11 protein-coding genes and 1 tRNA gene are annotated in these 18,408 nt (G+C 37.6%); 7 read left to right on the top strand and 5 right to left on the bottom strand.

Translation table 11 applies throughout. The annotated features are described in order from the left end of the window. Positions 1-83 precede the first annotated feature (83 nt). The 5 genes from B9T35_RS01725 to B9T35_RS01705 form a co-directional block, all read right to left on the bottom strand. Positions 84-3,893: a DUF4132 domain-containing protein gene (locus tag B9T35_RS01725; RefSeq protein WP_086189400.1), complete on the bottom strand. Its 3,810-nt coding sequence runs from the start codon at positions 3,891-3,893 to the stop codon at positions 84-86. A 150-nt stretch (positions 3,894-4,043) separates the two neighbouring features. Beyond that, the gene (locus B9T35_RS01720; RefSeq protein ID WP_086189399.1) at positions 4,044-6,266 is read right to left on the bottom strand and encodes a hypothetical protein; all 2,223 of its coding nucleotides are present in this window, start codon (positions 6,264-6,266) and stop codon (positions 4,044-4,046) included. After that, complete coding sequence (locus B9T35_RS01715) at positions 6,263-7,354, bottom strand: VWA domain-containing protein (RefSeq protein WP_416202414.1); 1,092 nt, start codon at positions 7,352-7,354, stop codon at positions 6,263-6,265. Before B9T35_RS01715 ends, B9T35_RS01720 begins: the two co-directional genes overlap by 4 nt. A gap of 91 nt (positions 7,355-7,445) precedes the next feature. Further along, positions 7,446-10,085, bottom strand: coding sequence for a DUF5682 family protein (locus B9T35_RS01710; protein WP_086189397.1), 2,640 nt, complete (start codon positions 10,083-10,085; stop codon positions 7,446-7,448). A 2-nt stretch (positions 10,086-10,087) separates the two neighbouring features. After that, the gene (locus B9T35_RS01705; RefSeq protein ID WP_086189396.1) at positions 10,088-11,185 is read right to left on the bottom strand and encodes an ATP-binding protein; all 1,098 of its coding nucleotides are present in this window, start codon (positions 11,183-11,185) and stop codon (positions 10,088-10,090) included. Between the two features lie 355 nt (positions 11,186-11,540). On the opposite strand from B9T35_RS01705, the gene B9T35_RS01700 reads away from it, so the two are divergent. From B9T35_RS01700 to secE, 7 genes are all read left to right on the top strand, one after another. Beyond that, positions 11,541-13,034 carry an EcsC family protein gene (locus tag B9T35_RS01700; protein WP_086189395.1) on the top strand — a complete coding sequence of 498 codons (1,494 nt, stop codon included), beginning with the start codon at positions 11,541-11,543 and terminating at the stop codon, positions 13,032-13,034. 154 nt (positions 13,035-13,188) lie between these two features. Further along, the gene (gene rpsL / locus B9T35_RS01695) at positions 13,189-13,563 is read left to right on the top strand and encodes a 30S ribosomal protein S12 (RefSeq protein WP_002050319.1); all 375 of its coding nucleotides are present in this window, start codon (positions 13,189-13,191) and stop codon (positions 13,561-13,563) included. A gap of 170 nt (positions 13,564-13,733) precedes the next feature. Further along, on the top strand, positions 13,734-14,204 hold the full coding sequence (gene rpsG / locus B9T35_RS01690) for a 30S ribosomal protein S7 (RefSeq protein ID WP_016657334.1): 471 nt from the start codon (positions 13,734-13,736) through the stop codon (positions 14,202-14,204). A 131-nt stretch (positions 14,205-14,335) separates the two neighbouring features. Continuing rightward, on the top strand, positions 14,336-16,474 hold the full coding sequence (gene fusA, locus B9T35_RS01685) for an elongation factor G (RefSeq protein ID WP_086189394.1): 2,139 nt from the start codon (positions 14,336-14,338) through the stop codon (positions 16,472-16,474). A gap of 92 nt (positions 16,475-16,566) precedes the next feature. Continuing rightward, complete coding sequence (tuf, locus tag B9T35_RS01680) at positions 16,567-17,757, top strand: elongation factor Tu (protein ID WP_086189393.1); 1,191 nt, start codon at positions 16,567-16,569, stop codon at positions 17,755-17,757. A gap of 54 nt (positions 17,758-17,811) precedes the next feature. Beyond that, positions 17,812-17,887 (top strand) — tRNA-Trp (locus B9T35_RS01675). A gap of 79 nt (positions 17,888-17,966) precedes the next feature. Continuing rightward, complete coding sequence (gene secE, locus B9T35_RS01670; RefSeq protein WP_086189392.1) at positions 17,967-18,407, top strand: preprotein translocase subunit SecE; 441 nt, start codon at positions 17,967-17,969, stop codon at positions 18,405-18,407. Position 18,408 lies beyond the last annotated feature (1 nt).

Here is an 18,408-nt window from a genome sequence, read left to right as displayed (position 1 = left end):
ATTAGGCAAAACCATCCATACACATGTGTAAATATAGATGGTTTTTAGCCCTCATTTTTAAAAGACGCTTTAAATAGCTCTACTCACCAAGGAGTTTTCTTTTCCCATTCAGGATCAAACCCTGAACAAGCTTGTGCAACTTTTAAATAATCGGCATAACTTTCTGCCAGTAAAATTGGCGGAATATCATTTAACAGCAATGCTGAATTACTCCATGAGCGTTTGCCTTGCTTTTCAAATTCTAACTCATATAACACAGCGGGAATATTTTCTTCAGGAACATAGCTACCACTGAATGTGATTTGTACATCCAAACCCAGTTGATTATATGATTTGGTATAGCGATCAAATGAACCACCATCTTCAATACTTGAACGCTGATAACCGAGTTTCGTAATGATTCCACGCAGTGTATATGTATCGGTTAACCAGCCCCTATGATCATCAATTTGTGTTGCTTTAGGATTTTCCAAATTTGGTAAGTGATGTGTCATCTGCTCAAATAAAAACTGCACTTTATAATCTTTAAAATGTTCAATCCAAGCTTTAGCTTCATCCGTACCGACTAAAACTGCATGTGAAATTTGAATTTTACTTTTAGAGCTTAATTCAATTTCATCATCATCCAAATTCAGTAGTGCACCATCATCACTCGGTCTAAAACTAACTTTTTCGCCATCTATTTTTACTTCTATCCAAACCAAACTCTGAATTAGGCGCTTCATAATAGGATGTTCAAAAATATACTCTTGCCATTCGGCTACATTCCACTGACGTTCACTACACATGGCCTCATACAAACGACCTGTTTGCATATCCACGACTTGTTTAAACTCTTTTTTGCTGGTACTGAATAAGGCTTTCGCTTCTTTAATTAGAGCTTCATCATCATTTTGTCGAGCAGCAGGTAAAGCTTTAATTTCTTTGCCATCTTCATTTTTAAGAATAAATTTATCTTTAGCATCCACAATTGCGGTGAAATTACGCTCACCATATTGTAGATTCAAAATAGCATTTTCATCTAAACCTGCTGTAGGAATAGTTCGATCTGCCAATTCATCATTGGACCATTGATTCCGTTCAGCAATTTCAGAAACCAAGGTGTTGGCCAGTGCTTGTACAGAGGCAGTACGATAACGACGAGATAAAGAGAGTAAGAGTTGAATAATTAAAGGGTCATTACTCATAGATAAAGCTGAAATCATTGCTTCAATTTGAGCACGACGAGGGTAGTGTTGCTTCATATAGTCTTGCAATTGTTTAACAGCAAAGCTGCCTTGAGCCGTATTTGTGAGTGCAAGGAGACCTTTACTTTTAATTGCTGAACCTAAATAAGTAGCCAATTGTGCTCGTTTAATTTCTTCAATAATCTGTTCAAGTGTTGCATTGGCGTATTCTGCATAATATTCAGGATAACGCTTATACCAATCTTGATAGTTTTTAAGTCGACTTGGTGCTTCTTTTACTGCAATTGCTGTCGCTTCTTCAAGTGTTGGACCACGGGTATCTTGGTGAATAAATTGATGCAATAAATGATTGGCAAGTTGTTGCTGACTTTTTGAGTCCAATAAAGCAATATATAATTGTAATAGTTCATTGGCTTTGGGCTCTTTGAGTTTCTCTGCCAGTATTGTCCACCATTGAATGATTCGTGGATCAACGCTCTCGCCATTATGCCATTTCACTTGAGGTAGAGTGCTAAAGTCAAACCATGCCAAACTGCTCGAAAGTTTAGTTTTTAAACCTTGCTCAGCTTCTTTTAATAAAACATCAGGAGATAAATATGAACTGATATCCTGACCTAGTTTTTCTAAAGCGGTTAACAGAGCCGCACGAACAACTTCTTTTTTTTCTTTATTTAGTAAAGTATTTAATGCAGGAATAGCAGCTTGGTGTTGTAAACGAGCTAACCATTCAATAGCGGTAATTCTAATTTCTTGTTTACCTGATTCCAATGCTTCAATAGCGCGTAAATGAATATCTGGTAAGTTTTGTAAGGCTTGCTGAGCATCTACACGTAAACGCTTATTTTCACCCAATGCTAATTCAAGTAAACGGGGGATAAATTGTTGGGGTAAAGCTGGAAAATAACTTAAAATCTCAATGGCTTTTGCTGGACTAAAACTTCGATAAGAGTTTTCCTCCAAAGATGGTGATAATCCTAAAGCTTCGGTTAAAAATGCCATATTTTCTGCAAAGAAAGGCCATACCTGCTCAGGCTCAGTAAAATAGCTAAACAATTCATTCCAATCAGCGAGTACTCCTTGCGCAATGAGTCGATTTGGATTATTAAAATTGGTTTGCTTTAAGGCTTGTGCAAGTTGACGTAGCTCTAAATGGATATAATGTTCTGGTTTTAGTAAATCAAAAAGTGATTCCCAATAGATATAATTTGAATTTCTTCTAGCAACAATAATTCTTAAAGCATGAATGATAGAAAATTCAGAATAATTCTGTATCTTTTTCTGTAAATTAATAATTTGCTCATCATTTCCAAATGACTTTCGAGCCATTTCACCATTAATTTGGCTTACGACACTTTTTAAAGTTTCAGGTTTCACTTTTTTTAAGTTAGATAGATTCTTTTGTGCCCAGTCATATTTATAATCACGAGACTTATTTTCTTCAATTTCATTGGCAGCCGATTGTTCAGCTTTTGCTAAAATTTGCTGATAATTATCCAAAATGATTTCAGTAAAACTCTCAGGGATTTTTTGTTCAATGATAGGTGTAAATTCTGGAATTTCAAAACTGAGTTCTTGATCTACGGTTGCCATTGATTGCAAACGCTGTATAGATGAAAGAATCACTTGCTGAACTGATTTTTGTTTTTCTTCTGCTAAAGCGTGTTCTAAAACCTTTATATTATGTTCGCCTAAACGAGCTAATAATTCAGCCGCATAACTCCGTTCTTTACTTTGGCCATTGAGTAAAAAATCTTGTAAGTATTTTTGACTATCTTCTGGTTTGAGTAGACTTAAAGAGCTGGTGGCTTTTTCACGAATAGTTTTTGATTTACCGATAGCTAATTGAACAATTAACTTTGGAATTTGAATAAAAAGGTCTTTTTGTTTTGTAATATAATTTAAAAATATAGATTGCCCATTTACACTAAGTGGTGGAATGATCTCTACTAATTGTTCTAAACGTGACTGAATAAACTCGTGAGTATCGGTAAAATTAAAAATTTTCTCTAAACGATCTGAATAGTAACTCTCAATATTTTTTCGTTCAAACAGCATAGAAAGATAATGTTCACCTGCACCCTTTTCATCACTTTCTAAAAGATCAAATAGTTTTTGATGCGTCCAATTTTGTTTTAATAGTTTGGAGCCGTTTAATTGTTTAAAACCATGATCATCATAAGTTGTGACTAAGGCATCGATAATTAAATAGATAAACCATGACGGAATTTGATCATGAATCGCAGTAAAATTTCGTTTCTGTGTGGCAGCATCTAAAATTTTGGCATAACGAATAATTTGTTCATTGCTTAGATATTCAAATAAATAACCATATAAAGTATGTCGAGCTTTATGAGATGCTTGAGCAAGTTTTTCTTGGTTCTTCGTCAGGTTATAAGTCGGTGAGAACCAATTATAAGTTCCTGGACAGGCCAATAATGCTAAGGCTTTATCATCAGGTAGTTGTTGTAATTTCAATAGAACTTCTGGGTTGCTACCTTCAAAAATGAACATCACAACATTTTTGTGTAGGTTCGGTTCAATTTCAGCCAGTGGGACAAACACTTGATAGATTTGCTGAACTTTTTGTGTCAATTGTTCATTATAGTCTTGTATTTCTTTACTATTATCTGTTTGCTTTGGTTCAGTCGATTTATCGTTCTTTTTAGAAAAAAGTGATTCAATTTTATTGAATAATTCATTTAACATTTAATTAATCCTTAATGTTGCAAGTCCACATTGCTGATATTTTAATGTAACTATAAAACTATGGGGTAGAGATAATGCTTGTTATGAAAATAATGGATGACTAAATAAAAGTATAAAAAAAATTAAGATTAAATTAACCCCTAAATTAATTTAACACGACATAACTTGTCCTTCTAAAGGAAGTTTGTAGGTCAGTCGTTGTAATTGTAATAACAGATGTCGCCATTGGAGTAAAAGATGGGGAAGTGAACATTCTTGAGGACGTTTTTTCAGACTTTGTGAAAGAAGACTTAACCCTAATGCATCAAATTGTTGTGCAAGCTCAAAAAGCTTTGTTTGATCAGTAGAATCTAATTGAGCACGCCCAATATTGGCATAAAACTCAATAAATGATTGAGTTTGATTCATCAATATGTCAAATGCTGATTGCTGAGAATCACTTTGCCATTGTTTTTTTTGTTCCAACAGTTTTTCAATTCGTCCAGAAATGAGTTCGAAAAGTGAGCTCTTTTTGGGTCTAGGTGGGGAGTGATAATCTAAGCTAAAAACACTCAATTTTTCATTTTTATGTAAAAAAATACTACATGGAATCAAGCGAATTTCGTGTTTGGATGAATCAATACGAACCAATGTGGCAATAATATTTTCATTCTGAATTAATTGAGTTAAGTGTTTAATTCTGATTTGATATTCAGGTTGAATGGGAATACTGAGTTTTAAACTTATATTATGTTCATCTACAACACGACATTCAAAACATTGTTCTAATTCATTTAATTCAGGTTTATTAATTTCTTTATGCGTTAAAAATGCATATCGAATAGTCGATTGTTCAATACTAGATTGTGGCTTAAGCGCTTGTTGAAATTGTTGCCAATCTGAATAACCTATATTCAAAAGATTCAAATCATGAGGCTTTAATTCAGTGATTAAACTTTTTTGCAGAAAACGAGTGTCGGTACTTGCACTCAGTTGCATTTCTGAGCTGAGTTTGGCTTGAGTTAGTTGAATTTGATGTTTGAGTAAATAATCTAGACTGGTTCCCCAAATTCCTGAACTTTCAGCACTTTGTTTATTAAAAGTTTGATCTAAATAATTTGCACGCGCTTGTGTTACTTCAGTTAGTAAATTTTGTTGAACATCCCAAAAACAAACGGTTAGACCTCGTGCACCGCTATCGAGTTGCCACCATTCACAACCTAATGGAATCAGATGTTCAACATTTCTTTCTTGATAATCACGTTGAATTGAACCACGTAATCTTTTGAGTGCGCTGGGCTGATTTTGATTTTGAGATTGGTTTTGAAATTGCAGTAATGCTGCTAAATAACTATATAAATAAGCCAATTGATTAAAAATTTGTGCTTCATCTATCTGTGTGTTTTGATCTAAAAATTGTCGCATTGCACCATGTAAGCGGCGTAACTCACTCGCAAGTCGAGGCAGGTCTTGTGCGCGAGCTTGCATATTTAAAATATGTAAAGCCAATACCGATTCTTTGGCTAAATGTGATAAACCTTGTTGAATAAATGTTAAACAAAGTCTTTGGATTTCATGAATAAATACAACATCATATTGAGTGAGTTGATCAGATGTATCTGTCTGAGATAAATTTAGATTTTCAGGCCAATGCCATTCCTCAGATGCATGTTTTTTGAAAAAATAAGCGATACATGCAACATGACCTGCAAGTCGTTGCTTATCTGGAATTTCAGAAAGCATGCCCGTTAAACCTAATTGGGGATACAGAAAAATTTTACTTGGGCTTAATTCAGTTTTAAAACTAATTCTTTCAGATTGTATTTCAATTTGGCATAGCTCTGGATTTTGACACCAGTTTTGAAAAAATTGGAAAGCCAAACGCGTATTTATTTTACCAGCTTGTTTTAAAATAGATGGAGTATCAAAGGCCAATATCTGACGAATTAATACATCATCATGGGCTGTTTGAGGGTTTGATGTAGCAGCTTCTGCGAAACTAATAGTTGCTGTTATTTGATCATTATTTTCTATACGGCTATCGAGATGAATTTCTGTATGACTATTTAAATGATTTGGATGTGTTTCAGATGTTTCAGATGGATTATTTGTGGCATCAACTAAATTTAAGGGTTCAACATTTTGCTGAATCCATAAAATACTGCTCAGAATATGTTTACAACAATCGATGGAAGAGCAGTTACATTGTGCTGTCGTAATTCCATGTGGGTAGAGGGTTACTTTGCAATCTTCGACTTGAAACTGGAGTTCTGTATGATTTTTCTCAATGAGTTGTACATCTAGTAAAGACTTTTTTGCACGTCTTAATAGTCCTGCATTACTGTGTAAGGTTAAGCTATCTTCATCATATTGAATGTAAATTTGCCAACTCATTGCATCACCTCTGCAAACCATGTGGCTAAGTGTTCAGGCGTCATCGCAGCAATTTTCATACCTCGATCTTGCAGCTGTTGAGCCATATTCATATCGTAAGTAGGATTTGCTTCTTGGTCTAATGCTGCAAGTCCTAGCAATTTACAGCCTTGTTGATGTAATTCTGCCGTAGTATTCAGCATGTGTTGTACAGATGCACCTTCTTCAAAATCACTAATTAAAACTAAAATACTACGTGATGGTTGTTTAATTTTTTTAGCACAATATTGTAAAGCTTGACCGATATTGGTTCCGCCACCGAGTTGAATTGTCAGTAAAACTTCTACAGGGTCATGTGTCATATGGCTTAAATCTACAACTTGCGTATCAAATAAAACCAAGCTGATATTGACTGCAGGAAGAGCCGACAGAATACTGGCACAAATCGCTGCGTACATCACTGAGTCAAGCATTGAACCACTTTGATCGACGCACAGCACAATTTCCCACGGTAAGTGCTTTTGTACTCGTGCATTAAAATATGGATTTTGAATAATTAATTTTTGTAAATCAGGTTGGTAATGTTTTAAGTTTTCACGGATAGTTCTACGCCAATCAAAATTTTGCGCCTGTTTTATGTGGGAGCGACGGAAACGATTGCGTCTACCTTGTAGCGCTTGTAAAAATTGAGTACGAATTTTTTGCAGTAATTCTTCAACCACTTTCTGAATCAATTCACGAATGGCTTCTTTCATGTCTACACTTAACCGACCCCGCATGCTCAGTAAAGCTTTTGCAACTGCAGGGTTTGGTTCAAGTTGTTTTACATGCTGTGGATTTTTCAATAAATCCGTCATTTGATAGCGTTCTATTGCTTGGCGTTGCATGCGCTCAAATGTTGATTTAGGAAATAATTTACGACTTTGATTTAACCAGTTAATCGCGGTTAATTGTGAGGCTTCTAAGCCACCATGTCGATTTTTACTTTGCTCAACGCCACGACGTTTATATTCTTGTTGATATAGATAATCTAAATTACGTTCAATTTTTAATTGTTCAGTGGATAAGTTTGCTTGCGATAAATTTTGATCTGCATAACGTCCTAACATTAAACGCCAACGACGTGCTTGTTCTAAGGTATCTAAAGCTTGATCTATATTTTGATCATCAAAATCTTGAGGATGTAATGGATGAGTCATTTTAGTCCTCTATATTTTTTATTTGTGATTGTATATTGGACTGTATTGGGGAGGCTTTAATCCAATTTTCTAAATGATCGTTTTGGAGCATTTGTTGTAATTGTAAATTTAATTTTACGCCTTCCATAACGTCATTCGCACTAATATGACTCATCACTTGATCTAAAATGACCTCATTTCCTAAACCTGTCATTATTGCGATAGTTTTGGAGACAGTTGTACTTTGTTTCGGAGACAGTTGACTAAATATATAGCGTAAATCGGGTAGTATTCGTATAAAAGTCTCTTCTGACCAATGTGTGACTAATTCATGCAATGCATGAATAGCAATCTCAGACTGTACAAAAATTTCAGGTGCAATATAAAACATGCCATGTAAATATTGGGTTGCTTCTTCGGCATCACTCCCAACTGCAAAGGCTAACTTTAATTTTTCTTTAAGCTGATCTTGTTGTAACCGATCATCTAAAAACATTAATACATCTACTGCACCTTTAAGTTTACTGAGATGAAATTCATCTAATTTTTGCACATCAATGTGTTGATACATTAAGTCTAATAAGTTAACGGTATTTACATGGTGATCGTCAGAAGGATGAAGAGTTTGATGATCTAAGAAAACTTGCTGTTTTAAATTGAGAATCAATTCGTGTAAGGTTTTTAAGTCTTTTAAATTTTGTTCAATTTTTTCTTCGTGCGTATCATTGAGCTGATCCAGTAAAAAACATGCTTGAAATAAAGCTTGTTGTAAGCTGTGCTGTAATTGTTGTTCTGGAAGTTGTAAAAGTTTTCTACCGTGCCATAAATAATAAAGTTGCTGTGCGGCACCAATTAATGATGTTAAATTTTGACCTGACTCTAAAAAATGATCTAGCTGTTGACTCAAATACTGTAATTGTTGTTTTAAGCCCAAACGGCAGGCTAAAGCTAAAAGTTTTGCTGTTTCGAAGGCTGATTGTCCTAAACCATTTTGTTCATTATTTTTTTGCAAGGCTATAATTTTACCTAGCGCAATGTACTTCAATTGGTCACCTAACTCGGCTAACTCAATGAGCCTCGCTTCGACACTTGGAGACCATGCATAACGCCACTCTTCAAACAGTAAATCTAAACCTACGCCATGAACAAAGTCTGGGCCTGAAAGGCGATGAGCAAAACCACAGTCTACAAATTCTAATAAATGTAAAAATTGACTTATATCTTGATGTAAATTTTTACGATAAATATCTAATTTTCGTGTACGAGAAATAGTGTCATTTAAATTAAAGCGATATTTTGCAATTTGTTGATAGGTATTTTGCAATAATGCTGGGCTATGTTGATTTTTGGCAACTTTGCCGAGTTGCTGCCCACTTAGAAATTGATAAACTTTTGCAAATAAATGGTGTTGACCATCGCCGATCTCACCTTTAACTAAAGCAGATTGTAGAGCATCTAAAAGGTCATATCTACTGGGGCGATAATGTCCACGTAATTCGGCAAGTTTCCATGCTAATTCTGCCGTATTTTTAAGAGCAATATATGGAGTAACATCTAAGGTCTGTTCATGATCTAAATAATGGCAGAGTTGATTCAGATACTGGAAAAATTGTTGTTGAATTTGAGCAGGACTGTGTTGCTCTTCTGTATTTAAATCTAACCATACATGTTGATAGTAAGCAGGGGATGGCATTCCTGATGCATAGCCATTTAGAGCATCTAAACGATCAAAACTATACCGAATTAACCATGCCTGTTCTTGCCATGTTTGTTTTTTATTCTCAATAATAAAGCGTTCAGTCTGCTGTGGTTGAACGAGGCTTTCTATTAATGCCAGTGTATGAAAGCCTCCTGTCACGACCAAAATTCTATGTTCAGCTTGTCTGGCTTGTTGAATGTGTTGCCACATACAGTCTTCACGATGTAAAGAGGCTTCTTGCAGTAGGACATCTTTTTCATAGTCTAAACGTGCAAATGAACACCAGGTAAATACCTCATTAAAAAAATATTCTGCATCTTTCAGTTTTTCTTGAGGTTGGAGTTCAAATAAATGATCCCATAATTCATCATGGTTACGGCAATGAAGTTGTGTCGCTAATTTTTGAATAAATTGGCTATGAGCTAAATAACGCTCAGAAATGAGATTTTTTTGCTGCCAATCTAAAACCTCTTGTTCAGCTTTAAAAGTACTTTGTTTGGCCCAAGATAAATCAATAAATTTAAGTTGAGCTTGAATCTGGCGTCCTTGTTTTAAGGCAATCCATTCTGGTGAATATTCACAAAAAGGGAAATAGGCTGAATTCAACTCAGGTAATTCGTTTTCAGGATTGACAAGCTCTGAGGGGGGATCTTCTTGAGGATGATTTGGTTTTGATGTTCTGGTTTGTGAAGATTGCGCTTGAGCAAATACTGCAACAGGCGGTTGTGTTTCAGCATCTAGTAAGCTTTCCAATAAAAATTGAAAAGATTCAGGGGCTTCAATAAAAATATGGGTCGGCTTGAGTTGCTGAATATAGTGTTGTAATGCATAGGCACAAGCCGGGCTATGATGCCGAATAGGAGCAAAAAAAATCTGTTGATCTGCTAACAGTTGTTTAGACTGAAAAGCATTCGACAAACGAGTGGGTAAATCCATATTTATTGTTTCAATAAAATTAGGCATTTTTAAAACTCACGACTCGCCTCATAAAATGCTTTCCAGTCACTATCTTGACGAGCGCGCTCTTTAACCACTGTATCTAAATAATAACGGAGGCGCTTTGCATCATCAGGGTTATCTTTAAACACCACGCCAATAAGTTGTTGTGCAATGTGTTCTGCACGTAAAACTCCATCACTTAAATAGATTGCTTGTAAGCCTGCTGCATGGGCAATATTGACTGCTTCCGCTGTTGACATAACCGCATCAGGTGTCTTTAAGGTCGCACCTTGTAAGCTCTGACCTGTACGAAGTTCATTAAAAATAGTCACTAAAAGTTCAATCACTTGTGGTTGAACTTTTAGCTCTGAATATAATTCAGCCAGTTGTTGTTTTAATTGTTGTTGAACCAATTCAATTTCAAATTGACGATCACGTATTGGCTTCACTGTTTCAAAATTAAAGCGCCGTTTTAACGCTGCAGACATTTCATGTACGCCACGATCACGTAAGTTTGCAGTCGCAATTAAATTAAAACCATATTGAGCTTGAAGGCTAAAATCTTGTCCCATTTCTGGAATCATCATTTGTTTCTCAGAAAGCAAAGAGACCAAAACATCTTGAATTTCAGGTGGACAGCGCGTAATTTCTTCAAAACGCGCGATTTGACCTTTTTGCATTGCATAAAAAATCGGTGATGGAATTAATGATTTTTCAGTCGGTCCTTCAGAAAGTAATAATGCATAATTCCAAGAATATTTAATATGATCTTCAGTTGTTCCTGCTGTACCTTGAATGGTCAGTTGTGAATTGCCACTAATTGCAGCACTAAATAACTCAGACAGCATTGATTTTGCTGTACCAGGTTCACCAACTAACATGAGGCCTTGGTTGCCCATTAAGGTGACTAAAGCACGATCGACTAATGCATCATCGCCATAAAACTTTTTCTGAATATTTAGTTTAGGATCACCTAAAATAAAGGCTCGCACTGCATATGCCGATAATGTCCATCCTTGAGGTTTTCGATGTTGATCTTGTTCATGTAAACGATTTAACTCTTCGCTATATTTTTGTTCAGCATTCAGTCTAAGTTGAATTACATTATTGTGATTATCATTCATTGGTATTTTATTCAAATGAGGCTAAACATTGAATTATCATAACGAGCAAAAGCAAGGATGACTAGTAGAGTGATAAGAGACTACGACAAATTATGACTTAAGGTTTACACTAAGGTAACTGATGTTACTCATCTACACCTTATATTGTGATTTATATGAAATTGAAGATATAACATCTTGTGTTACCTAAGCTCATAAATCGGATTGCTGGATGATAAGAGTGAATGTAAATGTAAGATGCGTAACGTTAAACGTATTTACTCTCTTAATGAATCAATACACATTCAAGTTGAGATCTAAAGTAATAATCCCTAATATTAAAAGTAAATAAAATTGATTGAGAGGTTGGATTTAAATGGCAAATTCTAATAATAAACAATCAGGCGGATTTATCTCGAATGCCTTTGGAGTGGCTAAAAATCTCAGTACGACTGGCTTAAGTGTATTAAATCATGTTGCACCAGGGACTGTTGCCAAGATAACGCAAGCGCCACAAGATCATCAGGTTGTGCAAAGTGTAGCCCGAGAGAAAGGTGGATTTGAAAAAAAATCGTACGATAATCCACAACAAATGATACGTGAACAACTGCCTAAGCTCTCAAGTCAATTACTGGGTCGCCATTATAAAAAAGTGAATAATGTCGCTTCATTTATTTCACCAGATTTGAATGATAAATTAGCTGATTATTTTTTTGATAAACTGAATGATTTTGTTTCAGAGTCAAGTTCTGTTGATGCTTTATTAAAAGAAGTAGGCGTGAAGGATTTAAGTGCTTTAGCAAATGATCCTGCTCGTTCACAACGGATTAGTCAGGCTTTAGCCAATCAAAATAAAATCATTGCAGCAGTACAAGGAACTTTAACAGGCGCTACGGGTGTTATTGGTTCAGCAATTGATGTACCAACCTCTATTGCATTGGCTTTAAGAAGTATTTATCAAACTGGGCGTGCACATGGTTTTGAGTTGAGTCATAAAGATCAAGATGTTGTAGAGTTCATCTTTAAACAAATTGATTTGGGTTCAGTTGCAGAAAAACAAGCTTTATTGATGGCGGTTCGTACGGTTGCCAATGTGATGCAAACGCACAATATCGATCAGTTGCAACAGTTATTAGGGTCAGCAAATGATGCAGAGCTGATCAAAAAATGGATTTCCAACGAAGATGGCTCATTTAAATGGTCATGGCTCAATGGTTTACCTAAATTAGGACTTCTATCAAAACTGACGCCTTTAGCTACCATTGGTATTAGTGCTGTATATAGTTGGAAATTGGTCGATGATGCGACGGATAAAGCCCAAGCTGTATTTTTAACAGCACGTCAGTATCTAATTGAACATCCTGATCAAAAGATAGATGCATTAACTGCTTATGAAAAAGCAGGGCAACTTTTGGCACAAATCAGTCCATTGTCGCTACAAGATGTAAAAGCAGAGCAGGTATCACCATCTGTTATTTCTGAGCAAGCAATAGACAAGGGTGCAAATGCAGATTTAAAGCTTGAGCAGAATAAGCAAGCTGAGATCACTGAATTAAGTACTCCCACAGAAATAGATCAATCTGTCAAAACACTTACAGATAAAAACATTAAAGAGCCTGTTCAGAATGTAGATCAAACTGTGCAGTCAAAAGTTGAGGCTTCAACCCAAGGAGAGCCATCTACAGAAACTGCTGAAGGGCAAGCTCAAAAGGATGCTCCTGCGAAGGAAGGGGTGCAAAACGTGGCTCAGCCTGATGTTGCTCAGGATAAAACTGTTGTTGATGAGCCTAAAACAGCGACAAAAAAACGGACACCGCGTAAAGCATCAACACCAACGGTAACAAAAGTTACAAAAAATCAGGAAAAATAACTGGGAGAGAGTAGGTTTGACTCTCAATAAACATTGAAATGGTTAACATTTGACTGCGTGTCGAATGTTGACCATTTTTAGTTATTGGCATACAATTGCATGCCCTCAAAAAGTGGTATTTTTTGAGGTTTTTTATTAACGGGAGATTTGCCATATGGCAACAACAAATCAGTTGATCCGTAAGGGTCGTACGACTTTGGTTGAGAAATCAAAAGTTCCAGCGTTGAAGGCTTGCCCACAACGTCGTGGTGTTTGTACACGTGTTTACACAACTACACCTAAAAAACCTAACTCAGCAATGCGTAAAGTTTGCCGTGTTCGCTTAACTTCAGGTTTTGAAGTATCAAGCTACATCGGTGGTGAAGGCCATAACCTTCAAGAGCACAGTGTTGTTCTTATCCGTGGTGGTCGTGTTAAAGATTTACCAGGTGTACGTTACCATACCGTTCGTGGTTCTTTAGACTGCGCTGGTGTGAAAGATCGTAACCAATCTCGCTCTAAATACGGTACTAAACGTCCTAAGAAATAATCTTTTTACAAGATTCTCTTAAGATTGAAAGTGCTGTAACCGTATCGCTTGTCTGATTTCTGCATTAATTTATTGAAATTCAAGCGACGTATAGTAAGGCCAGCGTACCGTGCGTGACACTTGCACAAGCTGCTGGATTACCCTGAAGTGTCATATTATTAGGTGTTAAAATGCCAAGACGTCGCGTAGTCGCTGCCCGTGAAATCCTTCCGGATCCTAAGTTCGGCAGCCAAACAATCGCTAAATTCATGAACCACGTAATGCAAGACGGTAAAAAATCGATTGCAGAAAGTATCGTTTACGGTGCTTTAGACCGCGTTCAAGAAAAAAATAAAGTAGACCCAGTTGAATTTTTCGAGACTACTCTTGAAAAAGTTCGTCCTATGGTCGAAGTAAAAGCACGCCGTGTTGGTGGTGCTACATACCAAGTACCTATGGAAGTGCGCCCATCCCGTCGTACTGCCTTGGCTATGCGTTGGTTAGTAGATGCTGCTGCTAAGCGTTCTGAAAAAACTATGGCTTTACGTCTAGCTGGCGAGTTGCTTGATGCTGCTGAAGGTAAAGGCTCAGCGATCAAAAAACGTGAAGATGTGCATCGTATGGCTGAAGCCAACAAAGCCTTCTCTCACTACCGCTTCTAAGCGGCTAAAACAGGCCTTAATCAGGAGGGTGACAAGTCGGTTGTCACCGAGTTGTCATCAAAGCGCTTTAAGTTGCATAGCAACTTAAAGCGTCCTGTTTTAAACAACAAAATTTAGGAATGCAAGAAATCATGGCTCGTCAAACCCCAATTTCTCGTTACCGTAACATTGGTATTTCAGCTCACATTGATGCTGGTAAAACTACGACTACAGAACGTATTTTGTTCTACACAGGTGTATCTCACAAAATTGGTGAAGTACATGATGGTGCAGCAACAATGGACTGGATGGAACAAGAGCAAGAACGTGGTATTACCATTACTTCTGCTGCAACAACTTGTTTCTGGTCTGGTATGGGTAAACAATTCCCAGAACACCGTATTAACGTAATTGACACCCCAGGACACGTTGACTTCACAATCGAAGTTGAGCGTTCTATGCGTGTTCTTGACGGCGCGTGCATGGTTTATTGTGCTGTAGGTGGTGTTCAACCTCAGTCAGAAACTGTATGGCGTCAAGCAAATAAATATAAAGTGCCTCGTTTAGCATTCGTGAACAAGATGGACCGTACTGGTGCCAACTTCTTCCGTGTTGTTGAACAAATGAAAACACGTCTTGGTGCAAGCCCTGTGCCAATCGTTGTACCAATTGGTGCTGAAGACAACTTCCAAGGTGTTGTTGATCTTCTAGAAATGAAAGCTATCATTTGGGATGAAGCTTCTCAAGGTATGGAATTCGCATATGGCGAAATCCCTGCTGACCTTGTTGCTACTGCTGAAGAATGGCGTACTAACATGGTTGAAGCGGCTGCTGAAGCTTCAGAAGAGTTGATGGACAAATACTTAGAAGAAGGTGAGCTTTCAAGAGCTGACATCGTTGCTGGTATTCGTGCACGTACACTTGCTTGTGAAATTCAGCCAATGCTTTGTGGTACAGCATTCAAAAACAAAGGTGTTCAACGTATGTTGGATGCTGTTATTGAATTCTTACCATCGCCTACTGAAGTTAAGCCAATCGAAGGTATTCTTGACGACAAAGCTGAAACTAAAGCGATTCGTGAAGCATCTGACGAAGCTCCGTTCTCTGCACTTGCATTCAAAATTATGAATGACAAGTTCGTAGGTAACTTAACTTTCGTACGTGTATATTCTGGTGTGCTTAAACAAGGCGATCCAGTATATAACCCAGTTAAAGCTAAGCGTGAACGTATTGGCCGTATCGTGCAAATGCACGCAAACGATCGTCAAGACGTTGAAGAAATCCGCGCTGGTGATATCGCTGCATGTGTAGGTCTTAAAGACGTTACTACTGGTGATACATTATGTGATGAGAAAAACATCATCACTTTAGAGCGTATGGAATTCCCTGAGCCAGTAATTTCTTTAGCTGTAGAGCCTAAGACAAAAGCTGACCAAGAAAAAATGTCTATCGCTTTAGGTCGTTTGGCTAAAGAAGATCCATCGTTCCGTGTTCGCACAGACGAAGAATCTGGTCAAACGATTATTGCTGGTATGGGTGAGCTTCACCTTGACATCCTTGTTGACCGTATGAAACGTGAATTTGGTGTTGAAGCGAACATTGGTAAACCAATGGTTGCTTACCGTGAAACAATCAAAAAGACTGTTGAGCAAGAAGGCAAATTCGTACGTCAAACAGGTGGTAAAGGTAAATTCGGTCATGTATATGTTCGTTTAGAACCTATGAATGTCGAAGAAATTGGTAAAGAATACGTATTCGCTGAAGAAGTTGTTGGCGGTACTGTACCTAAAGAATTCTTTGGTGCGGTAGACAAAGGTATTCAAGAACGTATGAAAAATGGTGTATTGGCTGGTTACCCTGTTGTGGGTATCAAAGCGACATTATTTGATGGTTCTTACCATGATGTCGATTCTGACGAATTATCGTTCAAAATGGCGGGTTCTTATGCCTTCCGTGATGGTTTCATGAAAGCGGATCCAATCTTGCTTGAGCCTATCATGAAAGTTGAAGTAGAAACTCCAGAAGATTACATGGGCGATATCATGGGTGACTTAAACCGTCGTCGTGGTATGGTTCAAGGTATGGACGATTTACCTGGTGGTACTAAAGCAATTAAAGCTGAAGTTCCATTGGCTGAGATGTTTGGTTACGCAACGTCTATGCGTTCTATGTCTCAAGGTCGTGCGACTTACTCTATGGAATTTGCGAAGTATGCTGAAACTCCACGTAACGTGGCTGAAGGCATTATCACTAAGTTCCAAACTGGCGGTAAAAAAGGTGACGACGAGTAATCTTTCGATTACTATAAGTCCCAAACTAATTCATAGTTAAAACCAAATGCTCATGAGCTAACCCTCATGAGTTGTTTAAAAAGGAAGATCTCATGGCTAAGGCTAAGTTTGAACGTAATAAGCCACACGTAAACGTGGGCACAATTGGTCACGTCGACCATGGTAAAACAACTTTAACGGCTGCGATTGCAACTGTATGTGCTAAAACTTTTGGCGGTGAAGCGAAAGATTACGCTGCAATTGACTCTGCACCAGAAGAAAAAGCACGTGGTATTACAATTAATACTTCTCACGTAGAATATGATTCTCCAGCTCGTCACTATGCGCACGTAGACTGCCCAGGTCACGCCGATTATGTTAAAAACATGATCACTGGTGCTGCTCAGATGGATGGTGCAATCCTTGTTTGTGCTGCGACTGATGGTCCTATGCCACAGACTCGTGAACACATCCTTCTTTCTCGTCAGGTTGGTGTTCCTTTTATTCTTGTATTCCTTAACAAGTGTGACCTTGTTGATGATGAAGAATTATTAGAATTAGTAGAAATGGAAGTTCGTGAACTTCTTTCTACTTATGACTTCCCAGGCGATGACACTCCAATCATCCGTGGTTCAGCACTTGCTGCACTTAACGGTGAAGAAGGTCAGTACGGCGTTCCTGCTGTTCTTGCTCTTGTTGAAGCGCTTGATACTTATATTCCACAACCAGAACGTGCAATCGATAAAGCATTCCTTATGCCAATCGAAGATGTATTCTCTATCTCAGGTCGTGGTACGGTTGTAACAGGTCGTGTTGAATCTGGTATCGTTAAAGTTGGCGAATCAGTTGAAATCGTTGGTATTAAAGATACAGTTGTTACGACTGTAACTGGCGTAGAAATGTTCCGTAAATTGCTTGACGAAGGTCGTGCTGGCGAGAACTGTGGTGTTTTACTACGTGGTACTAAACGTGAAGACGTTCAACGTGGTCAAGTACTTGCTAAACCAGGTACAATCAAACCGCATACTAAGTTTGATGCTGAAGTATATGTACTTTCGAAAGAAGAAGGTGGTCGTCATACTCCGTTCCTTAACGGTTACCGTCCACAGTTCTATTTCCGTACAACTGACGTAACTGGCGCAATCCAATTACAAGAAGGCGTTGAAATGGTTATGCCAGGTGACAACGTTGAAATGTCAGTAGAATTGATTCACCCAATCGCAATGGACCCAGGTCTACGTTTTGCGATCCGTGAAGGTGGTCGTACAGTGGGTGCTGGTGTTGTTGCTAAAGTAACACTATAATCCATTCTGTTTTAATGCAAACCGGGAATTAAGATTCTCGGTTTGTTGTAATGAAGGTCAGTAGTTCAATTGGTAGAGCGTCGGTCTCCAAAACCGAATGTTGGGGGTTCGAGTCCCTCCTGGCCTGCCAGATTTTTTTATTTAATAAAAAGCTTGATGTCGACGAAATTGTCATATAATAAGTCGCGAATCCTACGACGAGTACAAAAATGTCGAATGATAAATCGCGTGACGCATTAAGCGACGCGCCAATTCCTCAAAGAAATAATTCTGCTGAAGTTGTAAGCTCAGGTTCTCCACTTGATGTGGTTTTATGGGTAATCGCTTTAGTTTTATTCGCTGGTGCACTCACTGTGAATCAGTTTTTACCAGCGTATTGGGCACCTGCAAATAGTATTTGGGTGCGCGTTGGGGTAATTTTGGCTTGTATCGTTGTGGCTTTAGGTTTATTATACGCCACCCATCAAGGCAAAGGCTTTGTTCGTTTGCTCAAAGATTCGCGTATCGAACTACGCCGAGTGACTTGGCCGACGAAACATGAAACAGTAACCACTTCATGGCAGGTTTTACTGGTAGTTGTGATTGCTGCAATCGTATTGTGGTGTTTTGACTATATTATCGGTTGGTTTATGAAGTTTATTATCGGGTAAG

It is taken from the genome of Acinetobacter sp. ANC 3832 (genome assembly GCF_002135415.1).
GTDB lineage: Bacteria > Pseudomonadota > Gammaproteobacteria > Pseudomonadales > Moraxellaceae > Acinetobacter.
This window is presented reverse-complemented; position numbering and strand designations above follow the sequence as displayed.

What these genes read in the sequence shown, in the direction of transcription:
- B9T35_RS01720 (WP_086189399.1), bottom strand. Translation starts at nt 6,266, where the DNA reads ATGAGTTGGCAAATTTACATTCAATATGATGAAGATAGCTTAACCTTA.
- B9T35_RS01710 (WP_086189397.1), bottom strand. Translation starts at nt 10,085, where the DNA reads ATGCCTAATTTTATTGAAACAATAAATATGGATTTACCCACTCGTTTG.
- secE (WP_086189392.1), top strand. Translation starts at nt 17,967, where the DNA reads ATGTCGAATGATAAATCGCGTGACGCATTAAGCGACGCGCCAATTCCT.
- rpsG (WP_016657334.1), top strand. Translation starts at nt 13,734, where the DNA reads ATGCCAAGACGTCGCGTAGTCGCTGCCCGTGAAATCCTTCCGGATCCT.
- rpsL (WP_002050319.1), top strand. Translation starts at nt 13,189, where the DNA reads ATGGCAACAACAAATCAGTTGATCCGTAAGGGTCGTACGACTTTGGTT.
- B9T35_RS01715 (WP_416202414.1), bottom strand. Translation starts at nt 7,354, where the DNA reads ATGTTAGGACGTTATGCAGATCAAAATTTATCGCAAGCAAACTTATCC.
- B9T35_RS01725 (WP_086189400.1), bottom strand. Translation starts at nt 3,893, where the DNA reads ATGTTAAATGAATTATTCAATAAAATTGAATCACTTTTTTCTAAAAAG.
- tuf (WP_086189393.1), top strand. Translation starts at nt 16,567, where the DNA reads ATGGCTAAGGCTAAGTTTGAACGTAATAAGCCACACGTAAACGTGGGC.
- fusA (WP_086189394.1), top strand. Translation starts at nt 14,336, where the DNA reads ATGGCTCGTCAAACCCCAATTTCTCGTTACCGTAACATTGGTATTTCA.
- B9T35_RS01705 (WP_086189396.1), bottom strand. Translation starts at nt 11,185, where the DNA reads ATGAATGATAATCACAATAATGTAATTCAACTTAGACTGAATGCTGAA.
- B9T35_RS01700 (WP_086189395.1), top strand. Translation starts at nt 11,541, where the DNA reads ATGGCAAATTCTAATAATAAACAATCAGGCGGATTTATCTCGAATGCC.